The organism is Rhizobium sp. BT04, from assembly GCF_030053135.1.
In the GTDB taxonomy this organism is placed as follows: domain Bacteria; phylum Pseudomonadota; class Alphaproteobacteria; order Rhizobiales; family Rhizobiaceae; genus Rhizobium; species Rhizobium binxianense.
In genome coordinates, this window is sequence record NZ_CP125652.1 from 2,724,636 (window position 1) to 2,746,462 (window position 21,827).

Here is a 21,827-nt window from a genome sequence, read left to right on the forward strand (position 1 = left end):
GGCACGATGCTTACTTCCAGTGTGAGACTGTCCGCTTTTCGTGCATTTCGCGGAATTGGCGAGTGGTCTCGGGAAGCTCGGCGCCATTGCCCCAATCGAGGATGACGGCATAGTGCCTGACGACATCGAGCACATCGATCTGGCCGGACTTGTACATCTCCGACACGATTGCCGGATCGGTGGCGGCCCAGCCCCTGCGCGCGGCGCGAATGGAAGCCCGTTCGCGCTCCGTCGCCCCGAGATCGATTGCATATTCGGCGAGGTCCGCATCGACGACCGTAAGCACGACGCCATAATCCTTGCGGGCCCGATCTATCGACACATAGTCGTTTTCCACATCCTTCCGTACCTTTTCGGGATCGCGCTCCAGAGGGTCGCCGAAGCCGCCGCCGCCTGCCGTCGGCCGAGAGAAAATGTCGCCCGTGCGAAGCGGCACGTCGGAAAATACCGAGCCGAGCCATTCATCCTGCTCTTCGCCGGCGCGGCGGATGGTCAATCCATGCGGCATGGATGGCAGACCACCATGCGTGCCCCAGACCACCGCCCTCTCGCGGTCGCAGATATAGGAAATGACCGACTTCTCGGCTTCGAGCAGGATGGAGGTCTTCTCGACACCGACACCGCCGCGGAATTTGCCAGGCCCGGCCGAGTCCTGCTTGATCTCGAAACGCGTGGTCAGGACGGGGTTGACCCGCTCCTGGCCTTCCACAGGCTGGGCCATCAGGCCGGTTCCGAAGCAGGCGGTCGTGGCATTGCAGCCATCGAGCCCGTTGCGGCCACCCCAGCCGCCTGGAAGCCAGTCGTAGAACATGAAGATCGGCTTTTCGGCATGGCGGAGATCATGGCCGCCGGTGAGCAGATATTCGAGATTGAACGAGCAAGAGATCGCCCGTTCCGGGATGATCTTCGACCACATTTCGAAGATCGAGTTCATGATCTTCTCGAACGGCATCAGGAAGCCCGTGACGGCGACCGGCCACTGGGCGCTGACGACGCTGTTTGGCGGGCTGACGATCTCGAAAATGCGGTAGAAGCCGCTGTTGAGCGGAAGATCCGGGAAGAAGGTCTTCATGCCGGCGGCCACCGCCGAGAAGGTGGCGCCCGGCGCGGAATTGTAGATCGATCCGATGGTCGGATGGCTGCCGGTGAAATCGTAATAGACCTTGTCGCCCTTGATCGTCATCTTGATGCGGATCGGGATCATGCCCTCGCCCGCGGCCGGATCGCGGTCGATATAGTCGACAGTTTCCCAGGTGCCGTCAGGCAGGGCGGCGATGCGCTGGCGCATGGCGCGCTCGACATAATCCTGAACGGCGGCCATGCCGTCGGTAACCGTCTTGCGGCCATATTTCTTGACGAGCCGCAACAGGTCGCGTTCCGCCACGTGGGTGGCCTGCGACTGGGCGTGGATATCGCCGATGATGGAGCGCGGATCGCGGGTGTTGGCCGCGATCAGATTAGCGACATCGCTGCAGAAGCGGCCGCCATTGAACAGGCGCACCGGCGTGATGCGCACTGCCTCGCGGAACATATCCTTGGCCGAGACATCGAAGGAGCCCGGCACGCTGCCGCCGAGATCCGACCAGTGGCCGTTCGACTGGCTGAAGCCGATCAGCTCATCCTCGTCGAAGATCGGCCGGATCAGGCGGACGTCGCTGAAATGGGTGCCGCCCGCATAGGGATCGTTGATGGCGTACACGTCGCCCGGCAGCATGTCGCCCTCGAAGGCGCGAATCACTTCCTTGCAGGTAAAATGCAGGGTCCCAACATGCACTGCGATATCCTGCGTGCCCTGGGCCACCGAATTGCCTTCGGCGTCGTGCAGTCCGTTGGAAAAATCGCGATTGTAGATCACGAACGAATAGCAGGTTCTCAGCATCTGTTCGGCCATCTGGTCGACCGATGTGATGAAGGAATTCTTGAGCACCTCGAAGGTGACGGGATCGAGCCCGTCCAACTTGTCGACGTTGTTCATCGTGGGTCTCCTTAGAGGTGAATGAGAATGTTGAGATATTTATCCACCACTGCCGTGGTGTTGGGCGGCACGACGACGGTCGAGTCGAACTGTTCGACGATCGCCGGGCCTGCGATCGTGAAGCCGGCCGGCAGGTCGTTGCGTTCGAAGATCGGCGTGTCGTGCGGCTCGCCTTCGAACCAGACCGCGCGCCGGGACCGCGGTCCGGGCTTTTCCATGCTGGGCTTGTGTTCGGAAAGTTGCGCCTTCGGCACCGTGCCGATTGCCTTGAGGGCGACGCGGAACAGGCTTACGGGCGCATCGTCGCGGCGAAAATTATATTCGCGCTCATGCTCACGATGGAAGCCTTCGACGAGCGCCTTGACGTCGACGATGGGGGTCGGTGCAGATGCGGCAAGTGAGCGCCACTGGCCCTGATACATCATTTCGACGCTGCGCTGCATCACGATGTCCTTGTGCGCCACGCCCTCATGCTCAAGGCGCTCCAGGGCTTCCTTCTCCAGCCGCTGGAAGGCTGCCTCGATATCCTCGGGCTTCGTCGCAGCCGCATCGGCCATGAAACTGTCTGAGAAATCGTGTTGGATATCGACCAGCAGGCAGCCCAGCGCCGATGTCACCCCGGGATTGGGCGGCACGATGACAACGGGAATGGCCAGCTCCTGGGCGACCGCCGCGCCATGCAGGGCACCCGCGCCACCAAAGGCGACCAGAGCGAAATCGCGCGGGTCGTAACCGCGGCTGATCGAGATGAGCCGGACGGCATTTGCCATATTGGCATTGGCGACCTGGATGATCGATTCCGCCGCGGTGTGGAGATCGATGCCGAAGGGTTCGGCAACGCCGGTGCGGACGGCTTCTTCCGCAAGTTCGGGACGGAGAGTCAGCTTGCCGCCTGCAAGGCTGGTGCCGAGCCGGCCGAGCACGACATTGGCATCGGTGTTGGTCGGCACGACATTGCCCTTGCCGTAGCAGGCCGGCCCTGGCTGGGAGCCGGCGGACTGCGGACCGTTGCGGAGCGACCCAGCCTCATCGAGCCAGGCCAGCGAGCCGCCGCCGGCGCCGATCGTCAGTACTTCGATGCTCGGAAAACGGATCGGATAGCCGAACTCGATATACCAGTCCTTGCTGATCCGGGATTCGCCTTCATAGGCCATGGAGACGTCGGTCGAGGTGCCGCCCATGTCGAGGCCGATGGAATTGGGATAGCCGCAGAGCGTCGAGATATAGCGGCTGGCAATAGCGCCGGCGGCGATGCCCGAGCCCGCAAGGCGGGCGGCGAAATCCTGCACGCTCTTCGGCGTCATCACGCCGCCGCCGGTGTGCAGCAGCAGCAAGTCGCGTTTGTAACCCTTTCTGCGCAGACTGTCGCCGAGCCTCGTCGTATAGTCGACGACAACAGGACTGAGCACGGCATTGGCCACCGTCGTCGAAAAGCGCTCATGCTCGAAGATCTCGGGCATGACTTCGGATGAGATCGAGACGGGCAAGCCGGGGATCTCCTCGCGGATGATGGCGCGCATGCGGCGCTCGTTCTCGCCATTGACGAAGGCGTTCATGAAGCAGACCGACACCGCCTTAACGCCTCGCCGCTTGAGGATGCGCGCCACCCGCCGTGCATCCTCCTCATCGAGCGGTGTCACGACTTTGCCGGCCGCATCGACGCGTTCGGAAACCGTCAGGCGGTCCTTGCGCGGCACATAGGGCTTGGCGACATCCTTATAGGCATCCCAGAGATCCTGCTTGTTGGCGCGGCGGATCTCGATCACGTCGCGGAAGCCCTCGGTGCAGATCATGGCGGTGCGTGGCAGTCGGCGGGTGATCAGCGCATTGGTGGCGACGGTCGTGCCATGCGAGAACATCGAGACCTGCGAAAGGTCGACCTTGGCATGTTCCACGCCGGATATGATCCCGTCGATCGGATCCGGCGTCGAGGATGTCTTCTCGATGCGGATCTCGCCTGTCGTTTCGTCGAGGATGCAGATGTCGGTAAACGTACCGCCGACATCCACCGCAACGCGGATATTTTCCATTTTATCTTCCTTTCAATGGACAAGCGTCTGCCATCGCTGGCGCAACCTGTGCCGCTTGCATGCAGAATTTCGATTTTGGCAGGGGACCGCCGGCAGGCGGTCAGCTAGGTATCATGGTCAACAGATGGCGTTCTGCCGATATTGCAGGCGCGCCTCGCTCGGCGAGCGGCCGAAATAAGACCGATAATGCTTGGAAAACTGCGACTGGTCGGAGAAGCCCCAATTATAGGCGATTTCCGAAATCGTCAGCTGCGAACTCTTCTTGCGTAGTTCCTCATCGCACATCAGAAGCCGCTGTTCGCGGATCCATTCGCAGATCGACCTTCCGCTGTCGGTGAACAGCCGCTGCAGATATCTCAGCGAGATCCCGCAGCGATCAGCGATGTCCTGGGGCAGCAGTTCCTGCTTGTGGAGCTGGTTGCGGATGAATTGCTCGGCCCGGAAGAGATGCGCCGACCGGACGGAGCTGAGATTGCTGCTGAGCACGCGCTCGTCGCCCTGGATCGCCATACACAGCAAATCGACCAGATGCTGGCCGACCACTTCATGCGCGGTCCCGTCCATCTCGTTCAAGCGGCGGGCGCTCGACCGCACTGCATCGACAAAATAGGCGCCGACGCCCTTGGTGGCATCGAAGGAAAGCGCCGTAAGCCGTTCCGGCGGCCCGACACGGGCCCGGAGCGTCGAGCTCGGCACTTTCAGGACCCATACCGCATTCGGGCCCGGATGACTGAACTCGTAAGGGGCATCCCCGCGTTCGAGCACGAAGCCTCCAGGTGCGCAGGAAACCTCGCGCCCGTCCTGGGCAAAGTTGATGCTGGCAATATCCGGAATGGTGACCAGGAAGCTCTTTTCGCGTTCGGCGACGATCTGGCGCTCGTGGCGCTTATAGAGGATCGCCTCGCATTTGATCCGCGACAGCGATAAATTCCCCATCGACCAGCATTGCAGATCGCCGGTGAACCGATCCTCGTCACGATATTTGAGGTCGAGCGGGAAATAAGTATTGGAGATAACATCCTGCCAATAGCTTCCGCGAGCCAGCGAACTGGAATTGGCCGTCGAAAACAGCATTGCCTCATCCTCCTGTGCGAAGGCGGCGGCCGGCTTTGCCGGTCTCACCGATATTGTTCCCATTCTTGTTGCCCCGACGATAACATGTATTTGCTTGGTGTCTTGTCGCTATGCGCATTAAATCTCGGCGATCTTGGCATATGGACGGCCATTTCCGCCGCCTGAACGGCGATTGGAGCCCAACTTCAGTACCGAAAATTGCAGATCGGCCGATACACCGCCTGTTGATAGGTAAATCTCACGCGCGCGTATATCTATTCATAAATCCGGACAGTATAGACGGCCAAACCGGGCCTACCGGCCCATGCGGCTGTGCGCATTCGAACCAGAGTTTGTTCGCGCAGCAATGATGTATTTCACGGGCTCTCTGCTAGGCTAGCAAGCGTTGCACATGGTGATGACGGTATCGAATTCGTCAACCGCACTTTGACGTGCGAATGCCAGGGAAGGCATTTTATACTTTCCGCACGCTTAGTGAAAATTGATGCACATAAATATAATTCAAAATAAAATAGGTGGAACACATGAAACGCACAAGTATGAATAAGGTGATGTTGTCAGGTCTCCTGGCACTTTTCCACCCCACTCTGTCCTATGCCGGGGATATCTGGCCGTTCGACGTGACGGATGTCGTCTCCGGCAAGACCGTTCCCTATCAGGGCCTCGATAAGGCGTCGAAGAAATGGCACATCTGCGTGCTGTTCCCGCATATGAAGGACAGCTATTGGGTCGGCGTCGACTACGGTATCGCCGACCAGGCGAAACAGCTCGGCATCAAGGCAACGATCTTTCAGGCGGGCGGTTACACCGAAGCTGCCAAGCAGGTGGCGCAGTACAATGACTGCGTGGCGCTCGGCGTCGACGCCATCGTCATCGGCGCGATTTCGGAAGCTGGTCTCGCCAAGAGCATGACCGAGGGCAAGGCAAAGGGCATCGTCCAGGTCGGCGTGATCAATCCGCTGCAGGGCGACGTGGCCGACGCCAAGATTTACGCCAATTACGATGTCGCGGCCGAAGCCGGCGCGAAATTCCTCGCCGACAAGTTCAAGGGCAATGCCGACCACGTCAAGCTGCTGCATTTCCCCGGGCCGCAGGGATCGGGCTGGGCGGAAGCCTCGACCGAGGGCGTCAAGCGCGGCATTGAAGGCTCGAAAATCGACCTTTTGGACGCCAAGTATGGCGACACCGGCAAGAGCATCCAGTTGCAGTTGGTGGAGGATGCGCTGCAGACCTATGACGATATCAGCATCATCTACGGCACGGCGGTCACCGCCGAAGTCGCCAAGCAGGCGCTGCAGGAAGCCGGCGTCGACCGGGATATCACGGTTGCCTCCTATTATTCCAACGAGGGCATCGTCGATCTCGTGAAGAAGGGCGAAGTCAGCGCCACCGTCACGGAATCGCCGGTGATGGAAGCCCGCATCGCCGTGGACCTCGCTGTCCGCATTCTTGAAAAGAAGGAGCACTACAAGCATCTCAATCCGGCGATGAGCATTGTGACCAAGGACAATATCGATAGTATGGACCTGACCCGTTCCTTTGCGCCTGCCGATTGGAAGCCGGTCTATTCGGTCGATTGATGGTCATGTTGATGAAGACGGACAATAGGAGCGATACGGGCCCGGAGCGGCCCGTATCGCCCAGCCCCATCCTCTCGATGCGGGCCATCGTCAAACGGTTCGGCGCCTTTGCAGCCCTGTCGGGCGTCGATTTCGACCTTGAAGCCGGCGAAGTCCATGTCCTGTTCGGCGAAAACGGTGCCGGGAAATCGACCCTGATCCAGATCATGGCCGGCGTCTTGCAGGCCGATGAAGGCGAGTACCAACTGCTTTCCAAGACGGTCGAGGGTGTCACGCCGGCCAGGATGCAGCATGCCGGCATTTCCGCCGTGTTTCAGGAATTCAGCCTGATCCCCGAAATGACCGTCACCGAAAATATCTTCCTCGGACGCGAATTGATGCGCTTCGGCCGGCTGGACAAGGCCGCCATGCGCAAGGCGACCGTCGCCATCCTCGCCAAGCTCGGCTTCCCGCTCGATCCGGACACCAGGATCGTTACCCTGCGGCGTGCTCATATGCAGATGGTCGAGATCGCCAAGGCGCTGCTGCACGATGCCAAGGTGATAATCTTCGACGAACCGACGGCCTCGCTCGCCGACCAGGAGGCTGCTGCGCTGTTCGACCTAATCGGGTCCTTGCGCGACCGGGGGCTTGGGATCGTTTACATCACCCATCGCATGGCTGAAATCGATCGCCTCGCCGATAGGGTCACCGTGCTGCGTGACGGAAATAACATTTGCACCCTCGCGCGTGAGGACATAACCCATTCGACGCTTGTCAAGTCGATGACCGGGCGGAGTTTCGAGAGCTTCTACCCGAAGATCGCGCGGAACGTCTCCTCGACCGCCGTGGCGGTCAAAAATCTCACCGCCGCCAACGGCTTGGTCGACCAGGTCGATTTCGAGATCCGCCGTGGCGAAGTGCTAGGGATCGCTGGCCTCGCCGGCTGCGGCAAGTCCGAATTGATCCGGGCAATCTACGGCCTGGAAAAGATCACCGACGGCACGATCACGCTCGGCGCCCAGCCGGTGGTGAGCCCGATGCCGAACGCCATGCTCGGCCGCAAACTCTGTTATTTCCCGTCCGACCGGGCGACCGAAGGGCTCTCCATGCGCCAGAGCCTCGGCTGGAACGCAACGATCGCCGCCCTTGATGACAGCGCTTTTTCAAAACGCAACCTATGGATCCGCCATCGTTCGGAACGGGATTTCGCCCAGCGCATCATCAACCGGCTCAATATCAAAGCCCGCAGTGTGCAGGCGCCGATCGAGAGCATGTCCGGTGGGAACAAACAGAAGGTCCTGCTGTCGCGGGGGCTTTCACGTGAGCTCGATATCTATCTGTTCGACGAGCCGACAGTTGGCGTTGACGTGCAAGCCAAGGTCGAAATCTACAACTTCATCAAGGAACTGACGGAAGCCGGCAAGGCCGTTGTGGTCTGTTCGTCCGACATGGCCGAAGTCATCCATATCTCTCACCGTCTTTTGGTGATGCGCAGCGGCAGGATCGTGGCGGAAATGGAAGGCGACGACATCTCTGAAGAGGCGCTGCTGACATCGTTCTTTGACCATCCGGTTAACCGGCCCCATGCCATCGAAGGCGAACGCCCTGGGAAGGGAGTAATTTGGTGAACACTCTCGCTCAAAACCGAACACTCCGGGGCAAGCTCGGCACCCCCCCTGCTCTTCCCCTTCTACTTGCGGCGACATGTCTGCTGTTTGCCATGATCGAACCCAAATTCATTCGGTTCGAGAATATCATGAACATCCTGCGCAATACGTCCTATCTCTCTGTGATCGCGGCCGGCCAGATGCTCGTCATCGTAGTCGGCGGCTTCGACATATCTGTGGGCGCCGTCATCGCCCTGACAAGCGTCATCAGCACCTTGTCGATTGTCCATTTCCTCGACGTCCTGCCGGACTTCACCATCACCAGCATCGTATTCGGCTGCGTTGCCGGCATGCTGATCGCCGGCCTGATCGGTCTGGCGAACGGCGTCTGCGTTGCGATCCTGCGCGCGCCTCCATTCATCGTCACCATCGGTACGATGTCGATCGCAGTTGGCCTTGCCGAATATCTGTCGGGCGGCACGCCGCTTTACGGGCTTCCGGAAATCTTCACCGACACGATTGGTCGCGGTCGCATTCACGGCGTACCAATTGTCCTGCTAATCGCTGCGGTCATCGTGACGATCCTCGGCTATGTGCTCACCTCGACCAGAACGGGGCGATGCTTCTATGCCGTCGGTGGCAATGAGCGTGGCGCGCATTTCTCCGGTGTAAACGTGCCGCTCCATATCATTCTCGCGTACGGACTGAGCAGTCTTCTGGCCTCGGCGACGGGGCTGCTTCTGACCGCACGTGTCGGCTCGGGCGAGGCGACGCTTGGAAGCTCGATGATGCTAGACAGTATTGCCGCCGCCATCCTGGCGGGCGTTTCTCTCAAAGGCGGCTCCGGGCGCCTGTCGATGGTGATCCTGGGCGCGTCGTTTCTATCGGTGATTGCCAATGGCATGAATCTCATTCGCGTCGACAGCCGCTATCAGGTGATCCTCGTTGGCACGATCGTCATTGCAGCGGCCGCGCTCGACAACTTCAAACGCCTGCGGAGCACAAATCTATGAAAGCGGTTGATTTGATCCCGTCGAGCCCGATCCGTGCCCTAGGCATGCCGATAGTGATCCTGGCACTGTTTGCGTTATTCGCGCTTCTGCAACCCGCCATGGCATCCTTTGCCAACCTAGAGAACCTGCTCAAGCAGACATCACTTCTGTTCATGCTGGCCGCAGCCCAGCTCCTGGTGTTGATCTGCCGCGGGTTCGATCTTTCGGTCGGAGCCAATGTTTCTCTCGTCTCGGTTGTTTCCTGTATGGTCATGGTGGCGATGCCGGAGCACGCGCAGGTCTCGATCGCGACCGCGGTGCTGGTGGCGCTCGCGATTGGCTGCGCCATCGGCGCTGTGAACGGGCTTCTGATCGCCTATCTCGAAATCAATCCCTTTGTCGTCACGCTCGGGACGATGAGCATCCTCACCGGTCTGGCAACGACAATCTCAAACGGCTTCCCGGTGTTCGGCGTCCCCGAGGCGTTCACATATGTGTTCAATCAGTCCCGGCCTCTGGGGCTACCGGCCCCGCTGGTGGCGGCGATTGCACTTGCTGCGCTCTTGCACCTGCTCCTGACCAGAACGACGTTCGGCCGGATACTCTATCTGATCGGCGATAACGCTCGAGCAGCCATGGTTGCCGGAAGGAATGTCAAGCTGCACCTGTTCCTCGCCTATTCGGGTTGCGGTGCGATCGCGGCCCTGGCTGGGCTGATGATGACTGCCGGAACGGGATCCGGCGAGCCGAACCTGGGAACGAGCCTCGTGCTCAACAGCATCGCAGCCGCTGTCGTCGGCGGGGCCTCGTTGCGCGGCGGCGTCGGTTCCGTGCAGGCCCCGATCCTTGGTGCCTTGCTTGTGACGATCGTGTCCGTAGGGATGAATCTTGCGCAGATAGACGGGTCGCTGCAATCCGTCATCATCGGTTTCATTGTCATTGTTGCCGCCTTTACAGGAACGATTGGCGAGAAGCTGCGCCGTTAGCTGCCTGCGACCGTGCTGCGGCGTTGCTCGACAAAAAGTGAGGCTTGCTATGAGCAAAACGTCTCTCGTGCTTGATCCGCTGATGACGGCAGAAGAGTGGAAGATGAACGGCCGCGACGTCGCGATTGCGACCGTGATAGAAACCTGGGGTTCGGCGCCACGCCCGGTCGGCAGCCATCTTGCGATCGACAGAGAAGGTAATTTCGAAGGCTCGGTCTCAGGTGGCTGCGTCGAAACTGCAGTGATCGCTGAAGCAATCGACGTCATCGGCGACGGCAAGGCGAAGATGCTGGAATTCGGCGTTGCCGACGAAGCGGCCTGGCGTGCCGGTCTTTCGTGTGGCGGTCGCATCCGTGTTTATGTCGAAAGGCTCGGTTAATGGATGTCACCCATCTGGCCCGTCTCAACGCCGCCCGGCTTTCCCGGGTCGCCGTGGTGCTAGTCACCGATCTTGAGACAGGCACCCATCGCCTTGTCGCAGAGGGCGACGGGTTCGATGGTGCGATCACCGCGGCGATTGCCAGTGTGTTCCGTTCAGGCCGCTCGGGGATCGTCGAAGCGAATGGCAAGTTGTTCTTCCTGAATGTCTATCTTCCGCCTCCACGGATCGTCATTATTGGCGCCGTGCACATCAGCCAGCTGCTGGCGCAGTTTGCGGCACTTGCAGGCTTCGACGTGAGGATTATCGATCCCCGCACTGCTTTTGCCACCCCCGAGCGCTTTGCTGGTATCGATCTAAGGGTAGACTGGCCCGTGGATGCACTGAAGAAGGGTAAGCTCGATGTTCACACCGCGCTTGTCGCTGTAGCGCATGATCCAAAGATCGATGACTTCCCAATCGCCGAAGCAATCCGCACAGGCTGTTTCTATGTCGGCGCCCTCGGCAGCACGAAGACCCATACTGCGCGCCTGGAGCGGTTGAAAGCAGAAGGCTTTGCCGGTGCCGAGCTTGCGCGGATCAACAGTCCGATCGGCCTCAACATCGGCGCTGAAAGTCCGGCAGAGATCGCCGTTGCGATATTGGCGCAGGTCATCGAGGCGCTGCGTTCGCGCGACGCGACCTCACCGAAGGGTGACAAACGATGAAGTTCGGCGAGTTCCCCGTCGCCGAAGCCGAGGGATTGGTTCTTGCCCATTCGATCAAGCTGCCGGATGGCACGCTTCAGAAAGGCCAAGCCGTCGCGGTAGACGATATCGTAAGGCTCGCTCGGGCGGGAATCGAGCGGATCGTCGCCGCCCGCATCGAGGATGGCGATCTCAGCGAGGATGAGGCTGCGTTACGTCTGGCACAAGCGATCAGGTCTGATCGCTTGTGCTTTTCGGAAGCCGCGACTGGGCGCGTCAATGTCTATGCCAGGGCACGCGGCCTCTTCATTGTGAACAAGGAAGTTGTCGATCGGGTGAACCGCGTTGACCCTGCCATTACCGTCGCTTGTCTTGCTGATCATTCGCTGGTCAATGCTGGCGACATGGTGGCGACGTTCAAGATCATTCCGCTCGCCGTGCCGGACTCCAAGGTGCAGGCCGCATGCGCGGCGTTGCGCAACGGAACGGCCTTCGAGATGAAGCCCTTTCTAGAGCACGCCGTCTCTCTGATCGCGACCGAGCTTCCGTCGCTGAAAACCTCGGTGATGGACAAGACGGCCGGAATACTGGGGCGGCGGCTGGCTGCTTTCGGAAACCGACTTTTCCGGGAGAAACGTGTGTCGCATGAGCGCCATGCGTTGGCCGGGGCGATTAAGGAGGTAATCGCTATCGAAGACAAGCCGCCGAAGCTCATAATCGTCTTTGGCGCTTCGGCGGTGATCGACGAAGCGGATGTCATTCCCGAGGCGATCCGTCGGGCGGGAGGCCAAGTGCTCAGCGTTGGGATGCCGGTCGATCCCGGCAATCTCATGGTGCTCGGCCGCATCGGCGAGACCTATGTCGTCGGCGCGCCGGGCTGCGCGCGCAGCCCAAGAGAGAACGGCTTCGATTGGATGCTGCACCGTATACTAGCGGGCGAAAAGCCCGATAGCGCCGATGTGACCGGCCTGGGTGTCGGAGGGCTGTTGTCGGAAATTGAGACCCGGCCGCGGCCGCGTGACGGGCGCGAGCGGCGCTATGCAGAGGCATGCGTCGCCATTGTGCTTCTTGCGGCCGGAAAGGCGAGCCGGATGGGTGAAAGCGGCGCGCACAAGCTGCTGGCGCAATTTGGGGGATTGCCGTTGGTCCGGCGCTCTGCCATGACGGCCCTCGAGTCAGATGCGGCATCTGTTGCGGTCGTCACGGGACATCGCAGAGCAGAGATAGAGGCCGCGCTCTCGGGGCTTGCCATTACGGCTGTGGAAAATCCTGACTACGGATCCGGCATGGCAAGTTCGCTGATTGCCGGTTTCTCCGCCAAGGACGCGCGCGATGCTGATGGCGTTCTGGTCATGCTGGCCGATATGCCTTTCGTCTCAGCTGCTGATCTCAATGCTTTGATTGCCGCCTTTCGCGAGTGCGAGGGTCGCGCCATCGTTCGCGCGGTGTCTCGTGGCAAGCGCGGCAATCCTGTCATCCTGCCGCATTCGTTGCGCGCAGCCATCTTCCGGCTTGAGGGCGACGTCGGCGCACGGCATATCACCGAGACATCCGGTCTGCCAATCATCGACGTCGATATCGGCGACGCGGCACATCTGGACGTCGACACACCCGAAGCGGTGACCGCTGCAGGCGGATTGTTGAGGGACTAGAGCAATTCCAGCAAAAGTGTGCAGCGGTTTTGCGTCCGGAATTGCGTTAAAACAAAGAGATAGAGCATTTTCGTGATTCGAAGAAAAACGAAAATGCTCTAGACTCAAAACGACTGCCATCGTGGCATGCTGCCCAGGGTCTCGACCAACCGGAACCGTGACACCGAGGACGGCGGCTCTTTGGGGCCGGAACAAGATGGGGTCGCCACCCACTTCAGACGGCATCGCGATGTGCCAGAATAGTGGGTGAAAGCCCACGAGCGGAAAGGACGGGAACCGTGACGAAAGATACGATGATAGGGGTAGATCGGTGGATCTCGCAAAAACTGTTTTCCAGATTCATGGTGCGTCGATGGCGGGGCATGAGAAGTTTCGCGTCAGCAATCCGCCAGTTCATGGCAGCACTACCTCCTGCTGTCGTGATTATGGAGGCTTGCGGCAGCACGCACTATTCCACCGACGGGATGGCCCCGTGTCGCGATCGGGACTACTCTTGAATACTTAGAGCGGTTCAGCTTTTGATGGAAGCGCAGAACCGCTCTAACTTTTTGTTTTTACGCAATTCCGGACGGAAAACCGCTGCGCACTTTTCCTGGAATTGCTCTAGTGGTCGCACAGGCAGACGGCTCGGAGTCTTCTATAGATGGAAATAACGAAGGCCGGCGCAAGGCCGGCCTTTTGAACTCTGTCGACGAAACGCTGCTTACTTGCAGCTTTCGATCTGCTTCAGCGCCGCCGAGATGCCCGAGAGCGAATAGCTGTAGGAGGTGCCGGTGCCCTTGCGCGAGACGGCATTCACCGTCATCGAATGGCCGGTCTTCATCGCGGCGACCAGGGCCGGCTCCTGCGCGGCATTCTCGACCCAGCCGGCCTTGTCCTTGGTGAACATCACGAAGGTTTTGTTGTCGATGACGACATTGATCTTCGAATTTTCCTTCACCGTATAGCCCATCATCGCCTGCGGCTCATAGGAGATGTTCTGGCCCGGACGCTGCGAGACGATGAAGAAGTTGTCGCCATGGTCGACACTTGCCGGCTGCTTTGCCGTCGGAACGGACAGCACGTAGCAGACGGTGCTGTTGCCCGACTTGTAGGAGTAGGCGCCCCATGCCTGGAACTGCTGGATGCGGTTCGGCGCGGCCTGCTGCGCTGTCGCAACTCCGGCCATAACAAGGGTGAGTGCGAGAGCGGATACGATACTTTTTACAAACATGGATTCCTGCCGGTTCTTGCGATTCAAGGCCCGAAGCGATCATAGCGGGCGCCGCATAATCACGATCTGCTTTATTTTGACTTAATTCAGGTTACCAAATGGTCAACAATAGCTGCGATTTGTATTTGCCTGTGTCATTTCAGCTCGAATGTCATTTTCGACCCTTTGACGGTATCGGCCGCGACACGGTGCCCCGATGGCACTGGCCGTCCGTTCGGCTGAATTTAAGACACAAAGATTCAGGCAAGAGTTTGACCTTTCCCATTTCCGTTGTACCTCATTAAGACTTGGAAATCCGAGACGAAATTTCGCCGCAGGGGGCTCGTGAGGAGACATGGATGCCGAGGAAAGACAGCGTTTCGCTGCCCTCGCGAAGGCCGTCGCCAGGGATCGGGACCAGCAGGCCTTTTCCATCCTGTTCGACTATTTCGCCCCCCGCCTGAAGGCCTGGCTGATGCGCCAGAAAATGACGTCGGGCGAGGCCGAGGAACTGGTGCAGGAGATCATGATCGTGCTCTGGCACAAGGCAGATCTCTACGATGCGACGCGAGCTTCACTCTCGACCTGGCTTTTCCGCATTGCCCGCAATCGCCGCATCGACCTGCAGCGCCGCACCAATACCCGCATCTTCGATGAGACCGACCCGGCCCTGCAGCCGCCGGCCGAGATCGGCGCGGAAGACATCATCGCCAATGACGATCGCGACGCCAAGATACGCGCCGCCGTCGGCCAATTGCCGGAGGAGCAGCGCGACATGCTGCGCGCCGCCTTCTTCCTCGGCCAATCGCATTCGGAGATCGCCGAATCAACCGGGCTGCCGCTCGGCACGGTGAAATCGCGCATCCGGCTTGCTTTCGGCAAGCTTCGCAAGGTGCTGGAACGCGAAATCGCCTGACGCATATCGCCCAAAACCGTGCGGCGCTTTAGATCGTCTTCATCGCTTCCGGCCGGTCGGCGAGAACGCGGTCGGCCGCTTCGTAATGGCCGGGCCGGATATGGCCGCGCACCATGGCGAAGGCAGCCGAGAGCACGGCGATATCGTCGGAAAAGCCGATGACGGCGAAAACATCGGGAATCATGTCTATCGGCATGACGAAATAGGCGAGCGCTGCAAGCAGCACGCCGCGCACCTTGGTCGGCGTTTGCGGATCGAGCGCGCAATAGAAACCGGCGACCACATCGCGCGAGAACGGGATCTGTCGCACCGCCCGCCGGAACGTCGGCCAGAATTTCTGCCTTACGGTCTTCTCGCGCCGGCTCTGGGTGTCGTCGTCGCCCGGCAAGAGGATTTCCCCGAATTTAACCTCGTCCATCCCTGCATCCCTTTCGTCCAAGCGAACATATGGTGATGGCGGACCGGCTTTCAATCGGCCCCACTTTCAAACGACACGTCGCGCCGCAGCCTTCTCCATGGCTTTGGCGAGCTTGAAATCCAGCTCCGTCAGTCCGCCGGCATCATGCGTGTTGAGCGTCACATCCACTCGGGAATAAACGTTGAACCATTCGGGATGGTGGTTGAGCTTCTCGGCGGCGAGTGCTGCCTGCGCCATGAATCCGAAAGCCTCGATGAAATTTGAAAACTTGAATGTCTTCGAGATCGCGGAGGCCGCATCGTTGAGCGCCCAGCCTGCAAGCCCGGCCAGCTCAGCCTCGACCGCCGTCCGTTCCAGTTTTTCCATTTTCATGCGATCGTCCTCTCATCTGTCGACAGGTTTACCGATGAAACGCATCAGCATCCTCTTCGTTTGCATGGGCAATATATGCCGTTCTCCGCTCGCGGAGGGAATTCTTCGTCAGCTCGTCGCCGAAGCAGGGTTGACCGGCCATTTTACGGTCGATTCGGCCGGCACCGGCGGCTGGCATGAAGGTGAGCCGCCCGACCGGCGTTCGATCGCCACCGCGAAAAGCCACGGTATCGATATATCAGGACAGCGCGCCCGCCGCATCAGACCGAGCGACCTCTCGGATTTCGACCTGATCCTGGCCATGGACCGGCAAAATCTGGCGGCGCTCGGCAAGAGCGCACGACCTGGGGCAAACATCCATCTCTTTGGTGAGATCGCGCTGAGAACGGGAGAGGATATTCCCGATCCCTATTATGGCGGCCCGGAAGGTTTCGAGCTGGTCTATACCAGGCTCTTGGCCGGCTGCAGCAGTCTGCTCGAAACGCTGGGCGTCGAACGCGCCTCGTGCAGCGGAAACACTTCCTCGGTGAGGTAAGGACCACCGCCGACCGATTCGCGCGACGACAGCAGCACGAAGCGCGGCGCAGTGAAGGTCGCCGTATGGAAATTGCCGCGACCCGCCAGATATTGCACGACATCGTCGAGCCGCGAGGATTTGAGCCGGGCCAGCGTCACATGCGGCGTGAATTTGCGCGGATCCGGCGGCAGGCCGATGCGCTGGCAGATGCGCTCGATCTCACCCTGCAGGGCATACATTTCAGGCGATTGCGAAACGCCGGCCCAGACCGAATGTGGTTTCTTCGAGCCGAAGGAACCGATACCTTCGAGCCTGAACTGGAATTCCGGCCGGTCGATCCGGTCGAGGCGTTCGACGATTTCATCGGCCGTGCGGCCGTCGACATCACCGATGAAGCGCAGGGTGATGTGGTAATTCTCCACATCGATCCATCGTGCTCCGGGGAGGCCACCGCGCAGCAATGAAAGGCTCATCGCCGCATTGCGCGGAATTTCGAGGGCGGTAAACAGTCTCGGCATCACGAGCACTCCCCGAATCTTTTGCAGGTGCTCACACGGAATCACGCAATCAACAACCGCGCAAGCCCCTATTTCTTCACAGAAGAAATCGTTTCGACGAAATTTGTGACAGCAGGCTCCATCTTTTCGACCATGACGTCGACCCCTCTCGCATTTGGATGCATGCCGTCGTCGAGCTTCAACCCAGCCTCCAGCGCGACGCCGTCAAGAAAGAAGGCATAGAGTGGAAGCTTATGTTTTTCCGAGAGTTTCTGATAGATCGGATTGAATCGTGCGGCATAATCCGCTCCCATGTTCGGCGGCGCTATGATACCGGCGAGCAGCACGGCAATCCCACGCTCCTTTAGCCGGGTAATCATTTGATCGAGATTCTTCTCGCTCTCCTCCGGCGGGACGCCGCGCAACGCATCGTTGGCGCCAAGCTCGAGAATGACCCCATCGGTGCCGTCGGGCACCGACCAGTCGATGCGCGCAAGACCTGCCGTCGTCGTGTCGCCGGAGACCCCGGCATTGGCAATGGTGACGTCGAGACCCTTTGCCTTCAGGGCCGCCTGCAGCTTTTCCGGAAAACCGTCGCCGGGCGGCAGCTGATAGCCCGCCATCAAACTGTCCCCAAAACCGACGAGATTGATCGTCCGGGCATTGGCTGCAGCGGCAAAGATCAGCGAAACGGCGATGACGGTGAATTGAAGCGCGGCAACTTTAAATCTCATCCTGGCTTCCCTAGATTGGCGAAGTGCTGTTATGCGGCCATTCGATTACGGATTATATAGGGCGATTTCTGTTGGCAAAAACCATCATCGAGTTGAAGGGTGCCGATCTCACCCTTGGCAGTGCGGCCGCCTCCGTCCATGTGCTGAAGGGCATCGATCTCGATGTCGCGGCCGGCGAATCCGTCGGCATCGTCGGCCCGTCCGGTTCCGGCAAGTCCACCCTGCTGATGGTGCTTGCCGGTCTGGAGAAGCTCGACAGCGGCGAAATCAACATCAACGACACGCCGCTCCACGCGCTGAGCGAGGATCAGGTGGCGGATTTCCGCGGCCGCAACATCGGCATCGTCTTCCAGTCCTTCCACCTGATCGCCAATATGACAGCGCTGGAGAACGTCGCCGTGCCGCTGGAACTCGCCAATGTCGGCAACGCCTTCGAGATCGCCCATCGCGAGCTGAATTCGGTCGGCCTCGGTGAACGGCTGAACCATTATCCCGGTCAGCTTTCCGGCGGCGAACAGCAGCGCGTGGCGATCGCCAGGGCGCTCGCCCCCTCGCCCGCTTTGCTGATCGCCGACGAGCCCACCGGTAATCTCGACACCGAGACCGGCCGCCAGATCGCCGACCTTCTGTTCGCCAAGCAGGCAGAACGCGGCATGACCCTGCTTCTCGTCACCCACGACGTCTCGCTTGCCAACCGCTGCTCGCGCCAGATCCGCGTCCGTTCCGGCAGGATCGAAGGCGACAGCGCCGCCCGCCGCAGCGAGGCTGCGATCGCATGAGGATCATCACACCGCGCGTGTCGCTCGCTTTTCGCCTGGCGCTGCGCGAGCTGCGCGGCGGCATCCGCGGCTTCTACATTTTCCTGGCCTGCATCGCCCTCGGCACCGGCGCGATCGCCGCCGTCAATTCCGTTTCGCAGTCGATCACCGACACGATCGCCTCGCAGGGGCAGGAGCTGCTGGCGGGCGACGTCCGCTTCGAGCTCAACAACCGCGAAGCCACGCCTCAGGAGTTGGGTTTCCTCGAAGGCCTGGGCACGGTGTCGGTCTCGACGGGCCTGCGCTCGATGGCCCGCAAGCCTGACGGTTCCGACCAGGCGCTGGTCGAGGTCAAGGCGGTCGACGACGCCTACCCGCTCTACGGCAAGTTCGTCGCCGAGCCGGACTATCCGCTCGCAGCCCTGCTTTCAGGCCAGGGCGGCACCTATGGCGCGGTCGCAGCGCCGCTGCTTCTCGATCGGCTCGGCCTTGCGGTCGGCGACGAATTGCTGCTCGGCAATGTCAAGCTCAGCATAACAGGCACTGTTAAAACCGAGCCGGATGCGCTGTCGGAAGGTTTCGGCTTTGCGCCGCGCCTGCTCGTCAGCCGCCGGGCGCTCGAAGCCTCCGGGCTGATCCAGACGGGAAGCCTGGTCGAGCATGCCTATAAGATCCGGCTGGAAAACAAGGCCGCGATGTCGGGCATCCAGGCGCGTGCCGCCAAGGAATTCCCCTCCGCCGGCTGGGCGATCCGCACCAGCGACCGCGCCGCACCCTCGCTCACCGAAAACATCACCCGTTTCTCGCAGTTCCTGACGTTGGTCGGTCTCACCGCGCTGATCGTCGGCGGCGTCGGCGTCGCCAATGCCGTGCGCGCCTTCCTCGATGCCAAACGCACCACCATCGCCACCTTCAAATGTCTCGGCGCGCCGGCGCAGGTCGTCGTGCTGATCTATCTCTTCCAGATCGCTATCATCGCGCTTGGCGGCATCCTGATCGGTCTGATCATCGGCGCCCTGTCGCCGATCTTCGCCGCGCAGTTCCTGGCGCAATTCCTGCCGGTCTCGACCACGCCGACCCTTTATCCCGGCGCCCTACTGCTTGCGACGCTCTTCGGCATCCTGACGACGCTGGCCTTCGCCATCCTGCCGCTCGGCCATGCCCGCGAAGTGCCGGCGACCGCACTCTTTCGCGAGCAGGGCTTCGAAGCCCGCCGCCTGCCGTCCTGGCCCTATATCCTGCTTGCCGCGCTGTTCATGGCCGCTCTCGCCGGCCTCGCCGTCCTCACCGCCTATGACCGCTTCATCGCCGTCGTCTTCGTCGGCGCGATCGTCTTCGCCTTCGTCGTCCTGCGCCTCGTCGCAGCAGCGATCGCCTGGCTTGCGCGCCGCAGCCCGCGCGTCAATTCGCCGGCGCTGCGGCTTGCGATCGGCAACATCCACCGCCCCGGCGCACTGACGCCCTCGGTCGTGCTCTCGCTCGGCCTTGGCCTGGCGTTGCTGGTGACGCTGACCCTGATCGACGGGAACCTGCGCCAGCAGCTGACCGGCCGCATGAACGAGGGTGCGCCGAACTTCTTCTTCGTCGATATCCAGAGCGCCGAGGTCGACGCCTTCCGCGATCTCGTCCAGGCGCAGGCGCCGCAGGGAAAGCTCGTCGAAGTGCCGATGCTGCGCGGCCGGATCGTCGCCTTCAACGGCGAGGACGTCACCAAGATGGACGTGCCGGCGGCCGGCCGCTGGGTGCTGAACGGCGACCGCGGCATCACCTATGCCAACACTCTGCCTGAAAACGCCGCCCTCACCGAAGGCAGCTGGTGGGACAAGGATTACAGCGGCGAGCCGCTCGTCTCCTTCTCCTCGGAAGAGGCCCATGAACTCGGCCTCAAGATCGGCGACAAGGTGACCGTCAACGTGCTCGGCCGCAATATCACCGCGAAGATCGCCAATCTGCGCCGCGTCCAATGGGAATCGCTGTCGATCAATTTCGTCATGGTCTTCTCGCCGAACACCTTCCGCGGCGCCCCGCATGCCTGGCTGGCGACCCTGACCGATCCCTCCTCGACACCGGCCGAAGATGCGGCGATCCTGAAATCCGTCACCAACACCTATCCGACGATCACCAGCGTGCGCGTCAAGGATGCGATCGATATCGTCAATCAGCTGGTCGCGCAGCTGGCGACCGCGATCCGCGCCGCGGCCTCCGTCGCCCTCATCGCCTCGATCCTCGTCCTTGCCGGCGCGCTTGCCGCCGGAAACAGGGCGCGCACCCATGACGCGGTGGTGCTGAAGACGCTCGGCGCCACCCGCGCCATGCTGATCCGCGCCTTCAGCTACGAATATCTGATCCTCGGGCTCGCGACCGCAATCTTCGCGCTGATCGCCGGCGGCGTCGCCGCCTGGTTCATCGTCGCCCGCATCATGCGCCTGCCCTCGACCTTTCTGCCCGACGTCGCAGGGCTGACGCTGGTGACCGCGCTCGTCCTGACCGTCGGCATCGGCCTGATCGGCACCTGGCGCATCCTCGGGCAGAAAGCGGCACCTGTCTTGCGCGAGCTTTGAGCCGGCAGCGGCACCCAAACCCTTCACCTTACGGCGATTTAACCGGCCGAGCCCTCGCAAGGCTCTTGTTTGCGAGGGGCGAAAGCCTCATATTATCCGCAGGCATGCTGGAGCTCCGCAGCGGCGCCCGGGTCGAAAACCCCGACACCGTATCTCCATCGGAGCTTGTAAGAGGAAACTATGGCTGATCTTCGTAACTATCAAAGCCGCGCTCAGACCGGCGAGATGATTGATCAAGGCCTGCGCGCTTATATGCTCAAGGTCTACAACCTGATGGCGCTGGGTCTGGCGATCACCGGTGTGGCCGCATATCTGTCGTTCCAATTCGCTTTCGCCAACGGCGAACTGACCGCTTTCGGCCAGGCGATCTATGTGAGCCCGCTGAAGTGGGTGGTCATTCTGGCGCCGCTGGCTCTGGTGTTCTTCCTGAGCTTCCGGATCCATAGCATGACGGTGAGCGCCGCCCAGACGACGTTCGCGATCTATGCCGCGCTTGTCGGCCTGTCGCTCTCGTCGATCTTCCTGATCTACACCGGCCAGAGCGTCGTGCAGACCTTCTTCGTCACCGCCGCCTCCTTCGGCGCGCTGTCGCTTTACGGCTACACGACGAAGCGTGACCTGTCGGCGATGGGCTCGTTCCTGATCATGGGTCTGTTCGGCCTGATCATCGCTTCGCTGGTCAACATCTTCCTGGCTTCGTCGGCCGTGCAGTTCGCGATCTCGGTGCTCGGCGTTCTGATCTTCGCAGGCCTCACCGCCTACGACACACAGCGGATCAAGGAACTGTACCTGGAAGCCGATGACGTCGCTGTCGCCGGCCGCAAGGCGATCATGGGCGCACTGACGCTCTATCTCGACTTCATCAACCTCTTCATGTTCCTGCTGCAGTTCATGGGCAACCGCAAATAAGCAGGACGGA

Annotated in this window: 20 protein-coding genes; 12 read left to right on the forward strand and 8 right to left on the reverse strand. The window is 60.8% G+C overall.

Annotated features, from left to right (window positions below; translation table 11 throughout):
- Positions 1-10: 10 nt before the first annotated feature.
- The 3 genes from QMO82_RS21745 to QMO82_RS21755 form a co-directional block, all read right to left on the reverse strand.
- Complete coding sequence (locus QMO82_RS21745) at positions 11-1,975, reverse strand: hydantoinase B/oxoprolinase family protein (RefSeq protein WP_183608599.1); 1,965 nt, start codon at positions 1,973-1,975, stop codon at positions 11-13.
- 11 nt (positions 1,976-1,986) lie between these two features.
- The gene (locus tag QMO82_RS21750) at positions 1,987-4,005 is read right to left on the reverse strand and encodes a hydantoinase/oxoprolinase family protein (RefSeq protein ID WP_183608598.1); all 2,019 of its coding nucleotides are present in this window, start codon (positions 4,003-4,005) and stop codon (positions 1,987-1,989) included.
- Positions 4,006-4,122: 117 nt separating this feature from the next.
- Positions 4,123-5,142, reverse strand: coding sequence for a helix-turn-helix domain-containing protein (locus tag QMO82_RS21755; RefSeq protein WP_246718334.1), 1,020 nt, complete (start codon positions 5,140-5,142; stop codon positions 4,123-4,125).
- Positions 5,143-5,603: 461 nt separating this feature from the next.
- Between QMO82_RS21755 and torT the strand changes: the two genes are divergently transcribed.
- The 7 genes from torT to QMO82_RS21790 all read left to right on the forward strand — a co-directional run bounded on the left by torT (position 5,604) and on the right by QMO82_RS21790 (position 12,943).
- On the forward strand, positions 5,604-6,659 hold the full coding sequence (torT, locus tag QMO82_RS21760) for a TMAO reductase system periplasmic protein TorT (protein WP_183608597.1): 1,056 nt from the start codon (positions 5,604-5,606) through the stop codon (positions 6,657-6,659).
- 11 nt (positions 6,660-6,670) lie between these two features.
- Positions 6,671-8,269, forward strand: a complete 1,599-nt coding sequence (locus QMO82_RS21765) for a sugar ABC transporter ATP-binding protein (RefSeq protein WP_246718333.1) — start codon at positions 6,671-6,673, stop codon at positions 8,267-8,269.
- 128 nt (positions 8,270-8,397) lie between these two features.
- Positions 8,398-9,261: an ABC transporter permease gene (locus QMO82_RS21770; protein WP_183608596.1), complete on the forward strand. Its 864-nt coding sequence runs from the start codon at positions 8,398-8,400 to the stop codon at positions 9,259-9,261.
- Positions 9,258-10,226 (forward strand): ABC transporter permease, encoded by a 969-nt coding sequence (locus QMO82_RS21775; protein WP_183608595.1) that lies wholly within the window; start codon positions 9,258-9,260, stop codon positions 10,224-10,226. Before QMO82_RS21770 ends, QMO82_RS21775 begins: the two co-directional genes overlap by 4 nt.
- A gap of 49 nt (positions 10,227-10,275) precedes the next feature.
- Positions 10,276-10,605 (forward strand): XdhC family protein, encoded by a 330-nt coding sequence (locus tag QMO82_RS21780; protein ID WP_183608594.1) that lies wholly within the window; start codon positions 10,276-10,278, stop codon positions 10,603-10,605.
- Positions 10,605-11,312 carry an XdhC family protein gene (locus tag QMO82_RS21785; protein ID WP_183608593.1) on the forward strand — a complete coding sequence of 236 codons (708 nt, stop codon included), beginning with the start codon at positions 10,605-10,607 and terminating at the stop codon, positions 11,310-11,312. Before QMO82_RS21780 ends, QMO82_RS21785 begins: the two co-directional genes overlap by 1 nt.
- The gene (locus tag QMO82_RS21790; RefSeq protein WP_183608592.1) at positions 11,309-12,943 is read left to right on the forward strand and encodes an NTP transferase domain-containing protein; all 1,635 of its coding nucleotides are present in this window, start codon (positions 11,309-11,311) and stop codon (positions 12,941-12,943) included. The genes QMO82_RS21785 and QMO82_RS21790 overlap by 4 nt, the downstream gene beginning before the upstream one ends.
- A gap of 703 nt (positions 12,944-13,646) precedes the next feature.
- Here QMO82_RS21790 and QMO82_RS21795 read toward each other — a convergent pair.
- A complete protein-coding gene (locus QMO82_RS21795) occupies positions 13,647-14,156 on the reverse strand; it encodes an invasion associated locus B family protein (protein WP_097610316.1) in 510 nt (169 codons plus the stop codon).
- A gap of 334 nt (positions 14,157-14,490) precedes the next feature.
- On the opposite strand from QMO82_RS21795, the gene QMO82_RS21800 reads away from it, so the two are divergent.
- Positions 14,491-15,051, forward strand: a complete 561-nt coding sequence (locus QMO82_RS21800; protein ID WP_183608591.1) for a sigma-70 family RNA polymerase sigma factor — start codon at positions 14,491-14,493, stop codon at positions 15,049-15,051.
- Positions 15,052-15,079: 28 nt separating this feature from the next.
- Here QMO82_RS21800 and QMO82_RS21805 read toward each other — a convergent pair whose 3' ends face one another.
- A complete protein-coding gene (locus QMO82_RS21805) occupies positions 15,080-15,469 on the reverse strand; it encodes a YkvA family protein (RefSeq protein WP_183608590.1) in 390 nt (129 codons plus the stop codon).
- Positions 15,470-15,535: 66 nt separating this feature from the next.
- Positions 15,536-15,841, reverse strand: coding sequence for a 4a-hydroxytetrahydrobiopterin dehydratase (locus tag QMO82_RS21810; RefSeq protein ID WP_183608589.1), 306 nt, complete (start codon positions 15,839-15,841; stop codon positions 15,536-15,538).
- Positions 15,842-15,875: 34 nt separating this feature from the next.
- Here QMO82_RS21810 and QMO82_RS21815 point away from each other — a divergent pair, with 34 nt between their 5' ends.
- Positions 15,876-16,376 (forward strand): low molecular weight protein-tyrosine-phosphatase, encoded by a 501-nt coding sequence (locus tag QMO82_RS21815; protein ID WP_183608588.1) that lies wholly within the window; start codon positions 15,876-15,878, stop codon positions 16,374-16,376.
- Here QMO82_RS21815 and thpR read toward each other — a convergent pair.
- Entirely contained in the window at positions 16,283-16,876 is a 594-nt protein-coding gene (gene thpR, locus QMO82_RS21820; RefSeq protein WP_183608587.1) for an RNA 2',3'-cyclic phosphodiesterase, read from the reverse strand. The two genes, QMO82_RS21815 and thpR, sit on opposite strands and share 94 nt — an antisense overlap.
- Before the next feature lie 68 nt (positions 16,877-16,944).
- A complete protein-coding gene (locus tag QMO82_RS21825; protein ID WP_183608586.1) occupies positions 16,945-17,589 on the reverse strand; it encodes an arylesterase in 645 nt (214 codons plus the stop codon).
- A 71-nt stretch (positions 17,590-17,660) separates the two neighbouring features.
- Between QMO82_RS21825 and QMO82_RS21830 the strand changes: the two genes are divergently transcribed.
- The 3 genes from QMO82_RS21830 (at position 17,661) to QMO82_RS21840 (ending at position 21,817) form a co-directional block, all read left to right on the forward strand.
- On the forward strand, positions 17,661-18,368 hold the full coding sequence (locus QMO82_RS21830) for an ABC transporter ATP-binding protein (RefSeq protein WP_183608585.1): 708 nt from the start codon (positions 17,661-17,663) through the stop codon (positions 18,366-18,368).
- Positions 18,365-20,908: an ABC transporter permease gene (locus QMO82_RS21835; protein WP_183608584.1), complete on the forward strand. Its 2,544-nt coding sequence runs from the start codon at positions 18,365-18,367 to the stop codon at positions 20,906-20,908. Before QMO82_RS21830 ends, QMO82_RS21835 begins: the two co-directional genes overlap by 4 nt.
- Positions 20,909-21,088: 180 nt before the next feature.
- Positions 21,089-21,817, forward strand: coding sequence for a Bax inhibitor-1/YccA family protein (locus QMO82_RS21840; RefSeq protein ID WP_097617953.1), 729 nt, complete (start codon positions 21,089-21,091; stop codon positions 21,815-21,817).
- Positions 21,818-21,827 lie beyond the last annotated feature (10 nt).